Raw genomic sequence first — 14,394 nt, 5'->3', positions numbered from 1 at the left:
GCAACGGAGCCGATCACGCCGGCCACGCGGAGACGGAACCGCCGGCTCGTCCCGTAGGGCCGGTGTCGCACGGCCGGAGCCATGTGCCCCGCTCGGGGCCGACGTCCAGGAACGTCCTCAGGCCGCCGGCGTCGGAATCTCCTGCTCGGTCCAGATGATCTTGCCTTCGGGCGTGTAGCGCGTACCCCAGCGGCGGGTGAGCTGGGCGACGAGGAAGAGGCCACGACCGCCCTCGTCGGTCGTCCTCGCGTGGCGCAGCCGGGGAGAAGTACTGCTGGTGTCGGAGACCTCGCAGATCAGGACGGACTGGCGCAGCAGTCGCAGCCGGATCGGGCCCGTGGCATAGCGCACCGCGTTGGTGACCAGTTCGCTGACGATCAGCTCGGTGGTCATCTCCAGCTCCTCCAGGCCCCAGGTCCTCAGCAGACGGGCCGTCCGGGCCCGGACGCCCGCGACGGCGGCGGGGTCGGAGGGCACGTCCCACGAGGCGACGTGGTCGGGGCTCAGCTCGTGGGTGCGGGCGAGCAGCAGGGCGACGTCGTCGGGCTGCGGGACGGGGAGCAGCTGATCCACGACCGTCGCGCACAGGGTGTCGAGGGAGAGTCCGCGCTGAGACAGGGCGCCGCCGAGCCGGGCCATCCCGAGCTCGACGTCCCGGTCCCTGCCTTCGATGAGACCGTTGGTGTAGAGGCCGATCAGGCTGCCTTCCGGCAGCTCGATCTCCGCCGTCTCGAAAGGCATCGCGCCCAGGCCCAGCGGGGGGCCCGCGGGCAGTTCCGGGAAACTGACACGCCCGTCCGGGGAGACGACGACGGGGGGCGGGTGGCCGGCGCGTGCCATCGTGCAGCGCTGGGTGACCGGGTCGTAGACGGCGTACAGGCAGGTGGCACCGAGCACGGTCGTGCCGCTCGCCTCGCCCTCGGGTTCCTCCTCGCTCAGGCGCAGCACGAGGTCGTCGAGGTGGGCCAGCAGTTCGTCGGGGGGAAGGTCCATGTCGGCCAGGGTGTGCACCGCGGTGCGGAGCCTGCCCATGGTCGCGGCTGCGCTTATGCCGTGGCCGACGACATCGCCGACGACCAGGGCGACCCGGGCACCGGACAGCGGGATCACGTCGAACCAGTCGCCCCCGACACCGTCCTTGGCGTCCGCCGGAAGATACGAGGAGGCCACGTCCAGGGCCATTCCGCCGGGCAGCGTGTGCGGGAGCAGACTGCGCTGGAGTGTCAGCGCCGCCGCGTGCTCACGGGTGTAGCGGCGGGCGTTGTCCACGCACACCGCCGCCCGTGCCACCAGCTCCCGGGCCGGGAGCACGTCGTCCGGTTCGAAGGGGACCAGGTTCACCGATCGTATGAAGGTGGTCACGCCCAGCACCGTGTCCCGGGCCCGCATGGGCACAGCGATGAGGGAGTGGAGGCCGAACTCCTGGATGCGCGCCGCCCTGGCGGGCTGTTCCACCGCCCACAGCTGACGGACGGAGTCGAGGACCGGGATCAGGACGGGTTCACCCGCCACGAGGAAGCGGAAGTCGTGGGGCGGGGGCTCGAAATCCACCGGCTCCCCGATCCGGACGATCGCCTCCGGGCAGCCCTCCCGTACGGAACTCAGCCCGGCGCGGCGCATCCTCGGCCGGAACGACGACGCCCCGCCCGCACCGGGGCGCGCGGTACCCGCGTCGGGGAGCCCCGCACCGGGAAATCCCGGGGTGGCGGGCCATGGTCCAGGCTCCTCGGGGCTGGCGACCGGCTCCAGCAGATCGACGAGGACGAGATCGGCGAACCGCGGTACCGCGAAGTCGGCCAGCTCCTGAGCCGTGCGCATCACGTCCAGAGTGGAGCCGATGCTGACTCCGGCGTCATTGACCAGGGCCAGGCGCTGCTGGGCCTTCCACCGGTCGGTGACGTCCAGGACCATGTAGCAGACGCCGGTGATGGTGTCGTCGCCGTCGGTCAGGGGGAAGAACGACGTGGAGTAGGCGCGCTGACGGTGCGGATCGGCCCAGCTCCAGCCCCGGTACTCGTAGTCGATGACGGGGACGCCGGTGTCCAGCACCTTGCGCATCAGGGTCTCTATGGCGTCGGCCTCCAGCCCCGGGAGCACTTCGCTCATCCGGCGGCCCACGCGCTGCTCGCGCGGGACGCCGCCGAAGCGTTCCAGGGTGTCGTTCATCCATACGTAGCGCAGTTGCGGGCTCAGCACCGCCACCCCGATCGGTGAGCTGGTCAGGAAGGCGTCCACCACGGACTGCCCGAGCGTCCATTCCGGCCCGCGGTCGCGTCCCGAGACGAGGAAGCACTCCCGGCCGTCCAGGTGGAACGAGGCGGAGACCCGCAGATCCACATCGATCTCCCGGCCGTCGCGTCGCCGCACGGCTGCGGCGCCGCTCCATCCCACACCGGCGCGGCACCGCTCGGCGATCCCCGCCACGCGCAGCGGGTCCCCGGGCGTCGCGAGGAGAAAGCCGGCGGGCTGCCCCACCACCTCGGCGGCGCGGTACCCCAGCAGGTCCTGCGCGCTCTGTGTCCAGCCGACGACCGTTCCGTTCCCGGCGACCACCGCGGTCGCGTCGTTCGCCGTGTCGAAGGAGGAGTGCGGGACGGTGCCGGACTGCGGCGGTTCGGCGCCGGGCGCCGACGGCGGGCCTGCGGACCCCATACTGGTCACCACCCATCCACTCCGGTCCCAGTCCATGATCCCGCCTGTGGCGCTCCGGTGCGAATGTCTGCGGCCGTGGATCGGGGAGCGGGACCGCTGGGCGAAGGTTCAGGGGCGGGGCTCCCGGGGAGCGACGAGTCCCGACTCGTACGCGAAGACGACGAGCTGTGCCCCGGTCGCGGGCGCCCAGCTTCGTCATGGCACGGCTGATGTGGGTCTTCGCGGTGAACGGGCTGATCACCATGTGTGCGGCGATCTCCTCGTTGGTGAGACCACGGGCGGCGAGTGCGCTGACTTCGCGTTCCCGACGGGTGAGGTGCTCGAAACCGGGCGCGGTGATCCGGTCGGGTGGTCGGGCGACGAATTCGCCGATCAGCCGACGGGTGATGGCGGGCGAGAGCAGCGCGTCACCACGGGCCGCGACGCGGATGGCCCTCAGGAGTTCGGCCGGCTCGGTGTCCTTCAGGAGGAATCCGGCCGCTCCGGCGCGCAGCGCGTCGAAGACGTACTCGTCGAGGCCGTAATTGGTGAGGATCACGACATGGACGCCGGCCGGCCGGGGGTCGGCGGCGATCTCGCGGGTGGCCTCGATGCCTCCCATCACCGGCATCTGCACATCGACGAGTGCGACGTCCGGGGGCGCCCAGAAGTACCGCCTCGTACGGACCGTGGCGGGCCGCTCCCTGGCCGGCACCGTACGCCGTGAGCTGACACCCGGCCAGAGCCTGGCGCTGCTCGAAACGGAGGGCGAGTCACCCTGGTGGGCGGCGGGCACGGCGATCGGCACGGCGATCGGCGCGCTGCGTACCGCGGCGCATCTCGGCTCGGGGCTGCTGAGCGACGAGGAGCAGACTCTCGTACGGGAGTCGGTGGCGGCCTGGGACGGTGTCACGCCGCTGCCGCTGCACGAAGCGGGACTCCCGGACCGGGACGAACTGCCCGGCGCCCGGCTGGCGCTGCTCGCGGCCCGTGCGCCGTACCGGATCAGCGACGACGACGTGGCCGCCTGGCTCGTGCCCCCGTACACCGACCACTGCCTGGTCCACCTCATCGCGTTCGGCGCGATCTGCGCCGTCGACCGCATCGAGGCCACTCTCACCACCTCGACGAAGGAGCACGCGTGAGCACGACCGTCGCCGACGCCTGGAACGGACCGCTCGGCCGGCACTGGGCCGGCCATCCGGACCGCTACAACTGACCAAGGTGCTGCTGCCGCACGAGACCCCGGAGGGTGTGCTGATGCGGGCGGGAGCGTGGGTGGTCAGCGCCCGCCTCCCGGCCTGACGGACAGGGACGGCGCGGGGGGCCGGTGCTCGTACCAGCGCCGGTCGGCCTCCAGTTGGGCGGCGAGGGAGATCAGCCGTTCCTCGCTGCGCGAGGGGCCGAGCAGCTGGGCCCCGACGGGCAGCCCGTCGGTGGTGAACCCGGCCGGTACGTTGATGCCGGGCCAGCCCAGGACGTTCCAGGGCCACGCGTACGGGCAGGCCTCGGCCATCGTCACATCGGTGCGCCAGGCGCTCAGCCCGTCGAACCTGCCGATCGGGGGCGGCGGCAGGGCGGTTGTCGGGGTGAGCAGCACGTCGTATCCGACGCGGGTCCGGGACGTGCGGAAGAACGCACCGATCCTGCGGTGCTGACGCACCTCGCGTTCCCTGGCCGCCCGCACCACCCGGCCGCCGAGCCGGGTGCCGGTGCGCAGGGCACTGCGGGTGCGCGGGTCGAGGAGGGCGGGGTCGGGGTGGCGGGCGGCGAGTTCGGCGATCCCGACGGTGGCACGGGGGACGAAGCCGAGGCCGATCAGCCCGTAGCGGGGCCTGGCCTCCTCCACGTCGTGGCCGAGACGGGCGAGGGCCTCGGCCAGTGCGGTGACGGCCCGCCGCACCTCGGGGTGGGGCGCGGAGCCCGTGAGCGTGAGCGGGGGACGCCAGGCGAGGGCGATGCGCAGCCGGCCGGGGTCGCGGCGCGCGGCGGCCGAGGCCTGGACGGGGGGCGGCCGGTGCGGATCGTCGGGATGCGGTCCGGCGACCGCGTCGAGGAGCAGGGCGGCATCGGCGACGGTCCTGGCCAGCGGTCCGTTGACGGTCAGGCCCTGGAAGGCGTCGCTCTGCGGGTGGACGGAGATCCGGCCCCGCTGCGGTTTGATGCCGACGAGGTGGGTCCAGGCCGCGGGGATACGGACGGATCCGGCGCCGTCCGAGCCGAGCGCGGCGGGTACCAGCCCGGCCGCCACGGCCGCCGCGGAACCGCCGGACGAGCCGCCGGGGGTGTGTCCGGTGTTCCAGGGGTTGCGGGTGGCGCCGAAGGCGGGGCCCTCGGTGAACGGCCACTGGCCCAGCTCGCAGGAGTTGGTCTTCCCGACGATCACGGCCCCGGCGGCCCGCAGTCTGCGTACGGCCTCGCTGTCGGCGATGGCGGCGGGGAGATCTCCGTCGCAGCCGAAGTAGGTCGGCATCCCGAGGACATCCGTGTCGTCCTTGACGGCGACCGGTACCCCGAGCAGGGGCAGCCGCTCCCCCGCGGCGAGCCGGCGGTCGGCCTCGGCGGCCTCGGCGAGCGCGGCCTCGGCCCGCAGGTGCCGGAAGGCGTTGAGGCTGCCCTGGCTGGCTTCGATCCGGCTCAGGGCGGCACGTACCTGTTCGACCGAGGTGGTACGGCCTTCGGCCAGCTCGCGCGTGCTCTCGGTCAGCCCGATCGCGTCGGCCGGTTCGCCGGTTTCCACGGCTTCCGTTGAGGACATGGGCTGCCCGCCTTCCTCGAATCGGCAGGTGCGCGCGCCCGCACCTGTACGCCAGAACGAACTTACCGAAGGGTAACGATTCGCGGGCGGTCCGCTCAACCGTTCGGAGGAGGGCGGCCGGAGACGGCTGCACGGCTCGCTGTGTTCGTCCGGGGACACGGACGGCGAAAAAGCCCTGCTGGAGGTGTGGACGCGGGGTCAGCGACGTGAGGAGGCGCGGGAATGGTTTTGTCGTCACGCGGTTCGGGCCGGCCACCGGTCCCCGGAGGCCGACCCGGCCGGCCACGGCTCGACGGCTTCATGCCTCCCTGTTCCTCCTCGTCGGTGACGAACCCGGTGCGTCCGGAACCGTCCCCGACCACCCATTACGCAAAACGAGGCAAAACATCACACTGTGCATGCGCTTCACAGGCGGTTCTCCCCCACATCCTCCGTCGCGCGGCCCGCCGCGCCCCGGCGTACGCTCAAGAGGATCGGATCGCACACCTGAGCGGGCCTGACGGGCCCTTCGAGGGAGGCGCCGTGACCGGCCGACTCATCCGCGCACGCGGGACCGCCCTGGCGGCGGTGTTCGCGCTGGGACTCACGAGCGGCGGTCTCGTCGGCGGCGGTGTGGCACGAGCGGACAACGGCATCGACACGCTCTCCGCCCAGCAGATCGCCGACCGCTCGCGCGACGCGCTCCTGAGCGTCAAGTCCCTGCACCTCAGCGCGCGTGGCGGCCTGGACGGCGGCAATCCGCCGATGGCCCTGAGTCTCACGCTGGACCAGGACGGCAACTGCAACGGTGCGGTGGATCTCGGCAGCCAACAGGGATCGGTCCGGATCGTGAAGCGCGGAGACGCCATCTGGGTCAAGCCGGACGCCGACTTCTGGAAGAACCAGGTGCCCAACGGCGGCCCGGCCTTCGCCGCGATCCTCAACGGGCGTTACATGAAGGGCTCGGCCACCGACCCGAGGCTGCGCGACGTGGTCGCCGGATGCGATCTGCACACCTTCCAGAGGGTGGTCGGCGACCATGCGGACAACGACCGGGGAACGCTGAACAAGGGCAGGAAGACCACGCTGGACGGGGCTTCGGTGGTGCCGCTGACCCGGATCAGGGACGGTCGGACGCTGACGATGTACGTCGCGGACACGGGCAAGCCCTACCCGCTGAGGATCACGGTGCGGGGCGGCGGGGCGAACGCGGTGGTGAGCTTCTCGGCTTTCGACAAGCCGGTGCCCACGGCCACGCCGCCGCCCGATCAGACGTACGACATCAATGCTCTGCTGAGCCGTACGACGTCGGCGCCGCTGTGACGTCGGAACGTCCACTGAGCATCGCGTACAGCACCAGCGAGGAGGCCAGCCCGACCGCCCAGCCGTAGTCCGCGAGCGGCTTCAGGAACGGGATCAGTCCCCCGGCCGGGAACGGGCCCGTCCCGGGGGCCGAGTGCGAGCCGCCGATCGCCAGGACACCGCCGACGGCGAACGCGAGGACCGCCCGCCAGTTCCAGCCGTTGACGTACCAGTACCGGCCGCCGGGACGGTAGAGGTCCGCGAGGTCGAGCACGGTGCGGCGGACGATCCAGTAGTCGGCGATGAGAATGCCCGCGACCGTACCGAGCAGCCCGCCGACCAGCCCGAGCCAGGTGAAGATGTACAGCTCGGGGGTCCCGGTGAGCTTCCACGGCATGATGACGACGCCCACGACACCTGTGATCAGCGCTCCCGTACGGAAGTTGATGAGCTTGGGGGCCAGGTTCGCCAGGTCGTACGCGGGTGACACGACGTTCGCCGCGATGTTCACCGAGACCGTCGCGACGAGCACGGTCACCAGGGCGTACAGCAGTCCGAAGACGTTGTCCGTCCTGGCGACGAGCTGGACCGGGTCCCAGACCGCCTCCCCGTACACGGCCTGCGAGCCGGAGGTGACCAGGACCGAGAGCAGCGCGAAGAGCGTCATCGTGGTCGGCAGGCCGAGCGACTGACCCCGGATCTGGGCGCGCTGGCCGGCCCCGAAGCGGGTGAAGTCGGGGATGTTCAGCGAGAGCGTGGCCCAGAAGGCGATCATGCCCATCAGGGAGGGGAAGAAGACCGGCCAGAACTCCTTGCCCCAGCCGAGCCGGGAGGGCTGGTCGAGCAGCGGGCCGAACCCGCCCGCCCTGACCGCGACCCAGACCAGCAGAACGACCGCGCCGACGATGACGAAGGGGGCCGCCCAGTTCTCGAACCGGCGCAGGGCGTCCATCCCCCGGTAGATGATGGCGAGTTCGAGCGCCCAGAAGAGGACGAAGCAGAGCCAGAGCGTCCAGGGCTGCCCGCCGATCTCGGACGCCTTGGCCCAGCCGCCGAAGATCTTCCCGAGCAGGGTGAAGACTCCGACGCCACCGATCCAGGTCTGGATGCCGAACCAGGCACAGGCCACCGCCGCCCGGATCAGCGCGGGCAGGTTGGCTCCGCGCAGACCGAAGGAGGCGCGGGCCAGCACGGGGAACGGGATGCCGTACTTGGGTCCGGCGTGCCCGGTGAGGAGCATGGGGCCGAGCACGATCAGGTTGGCGAGGGCGATGGTGAGAACGGCCTGCTTCCAGTCCATGCCGAGCGCCACCAGGCCGGAGGCGAGCAGCCACGACGGGATGTTGTGAGCCATGCCGACCCAGAGCGCGGCGAAGTTGTACGTCGTCCAGCGGCGCCGTTCCAGCGGAACGGGCAGCAGGTCCTCGTTGACGAAACGGTTGTCGGTGGGCACGGTGCCGGGAGCGAGTTCGATGCGGCCCGACGGATCGGGTGTCCGGCCTTGCGGTGGAGGCGGTGGGGTGGGTGGAGTGGGCGGGACGGTCGACGTCATGGCTGCTGGACCCTTCGCTCGGGAACGGTGCCGTGCGGGCGGGAGGCGCGGGGCGTACGTACAGCCGTGGGGGGTCGGGCCTGATGGTCAGGTGGACAGGGCGGGGATGATCCGGGAGCCGTAGGCGTCGATGGTCGCCTCGCGCGCGTCGTGCATGTTGTAGACGGCGAACTGGTCGACCCCCAGGTCGCGCAGGACCCGGAGCTTGTCGATGTGAGCCTCGGCGGGGCCCAGCAGACAGAACCGGTCGACGATCTCGTCCGGCACGAAGGCCGTGTCGGGGTTCCCGGCACGGCCGTGATGGCTGTAGTCGTAGCCGGACCGCCCGGCGATGTACGCGGTGAGGGCCTCGGGGACGAGACCGGAGTGCTCGCCGTATCGGGAGACCAGGTCCGCCACATGGTTGCCGACCATGCCGCCGAACCAACGGCACTGTTCGCGGGCATGGTCGAGGTCGTCGCTCACATAGGCGGGGGCGGCGACGCAGACGGTCACCGAGTCCGGGTCGCGGCCCGCCTGTGCCGCCGCGTCCCGTACCGCCTTGACCATCCACTCGGTGAGGAACGGGTCGGCGAGCTGGAGGATGAAGCCGTCGGCCTTCTGCCCGGCGAGAGCGAGCGCCTTCGGGCCGTACGCGCCCATCCAGACCGGCAGTCTGCCGTCCTTCACCCAGGGGATCCGGACCGGCTGCCCGTCGACGACGGCCTCCCGCCCCTCGGCGAGATCGCGGATGACGTCGATGGCCTCGCCGAGGCGGGCCAAGGTGTTGGGTTTGCGGCCGGCGACACGCATCGCCGAGTCGCCGCGCCCGATGCCGCAGACCGTGCGGTTGCCGTACATGTCGTTGAGGGTGGCGAAGGTCGAGGCGGTGACCTCCCAGGTGCGGGTACCCGGATTGGTGACCATGGGGCCGACGACGAGGTGTTCGGTGTGTTCGAGGATCTGGCTGTAGATGACGAAGGGCTCCTGCCAGAGCACCGTCGAGTCGAAGGTCCAGCCGTAGCGGAAGCCGTTGCGTTCGGCGCGGCGCATCAGGCCGACGACGGACGAGGCGGGCGGGTCGGTCTGGAGAACGAGTCCGAAGTCCATGACGGGTGCTCCTAGTTCAGGTACTGACAGGTGGCGCGCGGGGTGTACATGCCGTGGCCTGCCCGGCCGGTGAACTTCCTTCCGTCGATGACGACTTCGCCGCGCGAGAGGACCGTCTCGACCCGGCCGGTGATCCGCTCCCCCTCGTGCGCCGAGTAGTCGACGTTCATGTGGTGGGTCTCGGCGGAGATGGTCTGTTCGGCCGCCGGGTCGTGGCTGACGGCATCGGCGTCGGCGCCCGGGGCGATGGTGCCCTTCTTCGGGTGGAGGCCGAACATCCGGGCCGGGGAGGCGCAGGCGATCTCGATCCAGCAGCGACGCGAGAGGTGGCTGTCCACGATCGCCTGGTGCGGGAGGTCCATCCGGTTCTCCACGCCGGGCATGCCGTTGGGCGCGGGTCGAAGGTTCCGGTGATGTGGAGGTCCGGCAGCCCGTACAACGGTGGAACCGGGGTGCCGTCGTAGTCGCCCAGCGCGCATACCGCCCTCTCCCAAACTCCGGTCTTCAGGTACTCAGGCGCACGCTGGTAGAAGCCCTGGGAGCGCTGCCCTCGGGTGACGTGCTCCGGGAGATCCTTCCACATCAGGCCGTACGGAACCTTGTGCAACGACGCCTCGAACGCGAGTCGCGGGGGACAATCCTGGACTGGTTTCTGGGCCTTGGGAAGAGGTCCTCCCCACACGTCCACTGCTCGTCGGTGAGTACCGGCGGCACCAGGCGCTCGTGGTCGTCGAACCAGGTCTCGAAGCGGCAACCTGCGTTGCGGAGGGCTCCTGGCACCGTGCCGGCCACGGCTGCTTGGCGTCCAGTAGTTCGAGGACGTCATGTTTCTGCCGGTGGGCGTCGGGGATCTCGGCGAGCGCCTGCTCAAGGACGGTGATGTGGTCGGCGGCAGTGTTGGCACCGGCGTTGCCGGGCCTGAGGACTCCGGCCAGGGCTTCGCCGGTGTTGTCCAGGAAGCACAGCAGCGGGTGGTAGCCGAAGCCGCGCTTGTAGATCGCCGCTGCCTGCCCTTTCTCAAAGTGGCAGGTAACCAGGGTGGCGTCGAGGTCCAGGACACGACCGGGCAGGTCGTGTCCGCCCGCGCGGGCTGCGGGTATCCCTGCTCCGGCCTCGGCGGCTTGCGGCCGTGCGACCTCCCGCGCAGTGGCCCTGGCCGAGCGCAGGCGGGCGAGTGCAGCGGAGTCGATGCCGGCCGGCAGGCGCCAGGCGGCGGAGGCGACGCATACGGACGCTGGTCGGCTGAGCCTGCCGCGGTTGGCACGACGGCGAAGGCCCTGGGGAACCGCTTCGGTCGGTTTTCCCAGGGCCTCCGCCTACGTGGGAGGCGCCTGCGGTGCAGGCGCCCCGGCGTCGGTCAGCGGCGGATCTGGTAGGCGCGGGTCACCGTCTGCTCGATGGTGTTGCCATCGACATCGGTGGCCTGCACCCGCAGCGACACGAAGCCCGCGTTCGCGGGGTTGTCGATCGTGCCGTTGAGGCCGCCGTCGAGGCGGACCTGACGCCAGTTGGCGCCGTCGTCGTACGAGGCCCACAGCTTCGCCCCGGCGAGCTTCAGACCGTTCAGGCCCTTGGGGTAGCGCACGCCCAGTCCGATGCGGGTGGTGGAGTGCGGCCGGGCGCTGTTGGCCTGGTCGACGTCGAGTCGGTAGTCGACCGACAGGACGGGGAGCAGGGTCAGTCCTTCCTTCCGCTCGGAGTGGAAGCTCCAGTCGGTGCGCACCTTGGTGGAGGTCGTCCAGCCGGGGGCGACCCGCTGCACGTCGGTGACCACGCGGTATTCGGCGCGCTGTGGCGTCATCGGGAAGGCGACGGGCGCAGAACGGACGCTGCCGAGGAGCTGGCCGTCCCGGTAGACGGTGGACAGCGCCTTGTCGCTACCGGCTTCGAAGGAGAATGCCTGGTCCGGCGCGGTGTCGAGCAGCCCGCCCGACGCCACCACACCGACATCGCCCTGCCGGACGGCCGAGTTGGTCTGTGCGTCCGGCAGCGCGGTGCGGACCACGGCCTTGTTCCAGTCGCGGTGCACGCGCTGTCCGGCCTTGAGCGTCGAGGGGTTCGTCACCTTCCAGGAGCCGTCCGCCGTCCACACGGGAGCTGCCTTCACCGCTTCCCAGGTGGGCACGTCCGCGGAGACGTACTCGGTCCGGGAGCGCGGCAGTACCACCCGGTCGAAGCCGAAGTTCACCGTCGGCTGCATCGGCGAGCGCATCAGCCGGGCGTATCCGCCTTCGGTGGCCGGCGTCGAGGCGTGGAACGAGGAGTCCACGGTGGCCAGTTCCTCGTCGCGTACCCGGTAGCGTTGGTCGGCGGGGATGCCGCCCTTGCGGTACTTCAGCAGCTCGTAGGAGTACGGGCTCACCGCCGTACCGGAGATCCTGATCACGGCGTTGTCCAGGGCCGCCAGCTCCTCGCCCTGGGTGCCGGAGAGGGTCATCGCCGGGATCTTGGTGGCCGTCGAGCCCCAGTTGCCCGCGAGCCAGTTCTCGGGGATGTCGTTGTAGATGAGGATGGCGAGCGCACCGGCGCTCGCGGCGTCGTCGACCTGCTCTCGCTCCGTGCGCTCGGCGCTCCGCTTCACCAGGGCGAGCTTGCCCCGGACGTCCTCGCCGGCCTTTGCCACGCGCAGGACGCGGGTACCGTCGATACGTGCGGAGCCCGTCCAGCCCTCGAAGTAGGCCGCGTCCAGGGTCCGGTTGCCGTGCCCGACGAGGCGGGCGTCGAGTGCGGGTGCGCCGAGCGACCAGCCGGCGCGCGATTCGAAGCGCTCGTTCGCGGTCTGCGACGGGACGGAGTACGCGGCCGTCTCGCCGTCCAGCCACACCTCGCGGTCGTAGATGAAACCGCTGTCCACGGCCTGGAAGTTCAGACCGATGCGGGCGCGATTGGTCTCCGTCGGCCGGGAGGTGGTCATGGTGACCGGGCCGGCCTTGGCGCCGTCCAGGGTGAAGGTCCGATCGGAGTCGATCACCGTGCCCGGCTGGGCGGCGTAGGTGTACTCCTCCAGCCGGCTCCAGTCGGAGTTGTAGTGGAAGATCTCCGAGATGAAGGCGTGCTCGCCGCGCGGCACCCGCACCACGACGGTCCCGTCCTCTTCGACCGGGTACGTCTCGGGCAGTCCGTAGCCGCCCAGCTGCCAGGCGGTGACCGCGGCGATGCCGCTCGTCGGCTTGCCGTCGCGGTCGAGCACCTTCAGCGTGACGTCGAAGCGCTGTACGTCCCGGCCGAAGCCAACCGCTGTCACTGCCGTCGTCCGCCCGTCGGCGGTGACCGCGGCGACGTGCGCGCCGTGCGATCCGGTCGTCACGCCGGCGGTGTTGAGGGTGAGGTCGACGTCGGCGGTGCCGTGCGCCGGCACGGTCACCGAGTCGGCTCCCAGGCTGAGCACTCCGGCCGGCAGTTCCTCGCCCGCGTTCTCGACCTTCAGGGCGAGGGTGACCGGCTGGTCGCCGTCGTTGACGTACTCGATCTTCTTCCCGACCGGGGCGGTGGCGTCCCAGTCCCGCAGTCCGAAGTCGGCCGTGCCGCTGGCCGATACGGGCTGTCGGAGTGCGCGTGCCACGTCCACGCGGCCGGCGCCCTGGGCGTAGACGGAGGTGGCGGCGGTGGTCTTGGCCGTACTGATCAGCTGGCTCTTCAAACGGGCCGGCGTCCAGTCGGGGTGGCGCTGCGCGAGGATCGCAGCGGCGCCGGCCACGTGCGGCGTGGCCATGGAGGTACCACTCGCGGTGGTGTACAGGTCGTCCACCGGTGTGCCCATCGTCGTGCCGGCGGCGCGGGCGGCGGCGATCCGTGAGCCCGGCGCGGTGATCTCCGGCTTGAGCCCGCCATTACCGCCTCGTGGGCCCCGGCTGGAGAAGTCGGTGACCGCGTCGGTGGAGTCCACGGCGCCGACCGTCAGGGCCGCGTCGGCGGCTCCGGGTGAGCCGACGGACGTCGCCGCGGGGCCGCTGTTGCCCGCCGCGATGGTGAACAGCACACCGGTCTGCGCCGTCAGTTCGTTGACCGCCATCGACATGGGGTCGGTGCCGTCGGCGCCTTCCCCGCCGCCCAGGCTCATGGAGATGACCTTCGCCCCCGAGTGCGCGGCCCAGTCCATACCTTCGATGATCGAGGATTCCGAGCCGCTGCCGCCGTCGTCGAGCACCTTGCCCACGATCAGTCCGGCGCCCGGTGCCACGCCCCGGTACTTCCCGCCGGAGGCGGCTCCGCTTCCCAGGATGGTGGAAGCGACGTGGGTGCCGTGGCCGTGGCCGTCGCGCACCGTCTCGCCGGGGACGAAGCTGCGGCTTTCCACGATGCGGTCGGCGAGGTCGGGGTGGGTGGCGTCGACACCGGTGTCCAGCACCGCGACCTTCACACCGGTGCCGTCGTAACCGTCCTTCCACGCCTCCGGGGCTCCGATCTGCGGGACGCTCTTGTCGAGGAGCACCTTGACCTGCCCGTCCAGCCAGAGGCGCTGGACGCCGCCCGACAGGCGGGCCTTGGGGGTACCTGCGCGGGCGCTGTCGTCGTCGACGGCCTCCCAGAACGCTGCGCCCTTGCGCTTGTCGGCGCTGACGGCGGCTCCGCGTACGCCGGGGAGCTTCCGTGTGATGCGGGCTCCGCCGGGTGCGGTGTCCTTGGCGCCGGACGCGTAGCGCACGATCATCGGGGTCGACGCGTGGTGGGCATCGTCGTACCCCTGGGCGATGAGCTGGGTGACGTTGAACAGCCGGTCGTCCACCTGGCCGTTGTGCACCAGCGCTTCGACGTCGCGCGGGATCACGTACACATCGGTGCCGACGGTGTACGTCCGCAGCTCGGCCGCACTGCGGTGGTACGGGGTGATGTTGACGGCGAGGGTCTTGCCCGCCCTCGTGGCCACCGTCACCTGGTCTCCGGTGACAAGGGTGACCTTCGCGGTGCGGACGTGCGCTTGGGACGGGGTGGTTACCGCGTCCTCCCCGTTCCTCGGTGCGGGGGTGGCACCGTACACCACGCCGCCTCCGGCCACGGTGGTGGCCATGGTGGTCGCCAAGGTGAAGCCGAGCAGTGCGGCTCTTCGCCTGAAACGCATGCTGAACGCTCTCCTTCCGCCGGC

General features: G+C 71.2%; 7 protein-coding genes and 3 pseudogenes. 2 read left to right on the top strand and 8 right to left on the bottom strand.

Annotated elements, in window-relative coordinates:
• Positions 1-117 precede the first annotated feature (117 nt).
• Both ABZ826_RS29240 and ABZ826_RS29235 read right to left on the bottom strand, forming a co-directional pair.
• Positions 118-2,652 (bottom strand): SpoIIE family protein phosphatase, encoded by a 2,535-nt coding sequence (locus tag ABZ826_RS29240; protein ID WP_361454665.1) that lies wholly within the window; start codon positions 2,650-2,652, stop codon positions 118-120.
• A gap of 108 nt (positions 2,653-2,760) precedes the next feature.
• A pseudogene (locus ABZ826_RS29235) lies at positions 2,761-3,289 on the bottom strand (response regulator transcription factor); the annotation flags it as partial.
• On the opposite strand from ABZ826_RS29235, the gene ABZ826_RS29230 reads away from it, so the two are divergent.
• Entirely contained in the window at positions 3,243-3,776 is a 534-nt protein-coding gene (locus ABZ826_RS29230; protein ID WP_361454706.1) for a hypothetical protein, read from the top strand. The pseudogene ABZ826_RS29235 and the gene ABZ826_RS29230 overlap by 47 nt on opposite strands.
• 137 nt (positions 3,777-3,913) lie before the next feature.
• Here the strand turns inward: ABZ826_RS29230 and ABZ826_RS29225 are convergent, their stop codons facing one another.
• A complete protein-coding gene (locus tag ABZ826_RS29225; RefSeq protein ID WP_361454662.1) occupies positions 3,914-5,389 on the bottom strand; it encodes an amidase in 1,476 nt (491 codons plus the stop codon).
• Positions 5,390-5,911: 522 nt separating this feature from the next.
• Between ABZ826_RS29225 and ABZ826_RS29220 the strand changes: the two genes are divergently transcribed.
• The gene (locus tag ABZ826_RS29220; RefSeq protein ID WP_361454659.1) at positions 5,912-6,691 is read left to right on the top strand and encodes a hypothetical protein; all 780 of its coding nucleotides are present in this window, start codon (positions 5,912-5,914) and stop codon (positions 6,689-6,691) included.
• On the opposite strand, the gene ABZ826_RS29215 is transcribed toward ABZ826_RS29220, so the two are convergent.
• From ABZ826_RS29215 to ABZ826_RS29195, 5 genes and pseudogenes are all read right to left on the bottom strand, one after another.
• Positions 6,651-8,222 carry an NCS1 family nucleobase:cation symporter-1 gene (locus ABZ826_RS29215; RefSeq protein ID WP_361454656.1) on the bottom strand — a complete coding sequence of 524 codons (1,572 nt, stop codon included), beginning with the start codon at positions 8,220-8,222 and terminating at the stop codon, positions 6,651-6,653. The two genes, ABZ826_RS29220 and ABZ826_RS29215, sit on opposite strands and share 41 nt — an antisense overlap.
• Positions 8,223-8,309: 87 nt before the next feature.
• The gene (locus ABZ826_RS29210) at positions 8,310-9,311 is read right to left on the bottom strand and encodes a TIGR03842 family LLM class F420-dependent oxidoreductase (protein WP_361454653.1); all 1,002 of its coding nucleotides are present in this window, start codon (positions 9,309-9,311) and stop codon (positions 8,310-8,312) included.
• A gap of 11 nt (positions 9,312-9,322) precedes the next feature.
• Positions 9,323-9,703 (bottom strand): annotated as a pseudogene (locus ABZ826_RS29205) (amidohydrolase family protein); the annotation flags it as partial.
• Positions 9,704-10,150: 447 nt separating this feature from the next.
• Positions 10,151-10,369: pseudogene (locus ABZ826_RS29200) on the bottom strand (transposase); the annotation flags it as partial.
• A gap of 299 nt (positions 10,370-10,668) precedes the next feature.
• A complete protein-coding gene (locus ABZ826_RS29195; protein ID WP_361454650.1) occupies positions 10,669-14,370 on the bottom strand; it encodes a S8 family serine peptidase in 3,702 nt (1,233 codons plus the stop codon).
• Positions 14,371-14,394: the final 24 nt, after the last annotated feature.

The organism is Streptomyces sp. NPDC047515, assembly GCF_040643055.1.
GTDB lineage: Bacteria > Actinomycetota > Actinomycetes > Streptomycetales > Streptomycetaceae > Streptomyces.
Note: the sequence above shows the minus strand (reverse complement) of the source record. Positions and strands in the feature narration are given on the sequence as shown.

Bases quoted from the DNA above. Each gene is read 5' to 3' on its own strand.
- ABZ826_RS29225 (WP_361454662.1), bottom strand. From the start codon at position 5,389: ATGTCCTCAACGGAAGCCGTGGAAACCGGCGAACCGGCCGACGCGATC.
- ABZ826_RS29230 (WP_361454706.1), top strand. From the start codon at position 3,243: ATGCCTCCCATCACCGGCATCTGCACATCGACGAGTGCGACGTCCGGG.
- ABZ826_RS29210 (WP_361454653.1), bottom strand. From the start codon at position 9,311: ATGGACTTCGGACTCGTTCTCCAGACCGACCCGCCCGCCTCGTCCGTC.
- ABZ826_RS29215 (WP_361454656.1), bottom strand. From the start codon at position 8,222: ATGACGTCGACCGTCCCGCCCACTCCACCCACCCCACCGCCTCCACCG.
- ABZ826_RS29240 (WP_361454665.1), bottom strand. From the start codon at position 2,652: ATGGGGTCCGCAGGCCCGCCGTCGGCGCCCGGCGCCGAACCGCCGCAG.
- ABZ826_RS29195 (WP_361454650.1), bottom strand. From the start codon at position 14,370: ATGCGTTTCAGGCGAAGAGCCGCACTGCTCGGCTTCACCTTGGCGACC.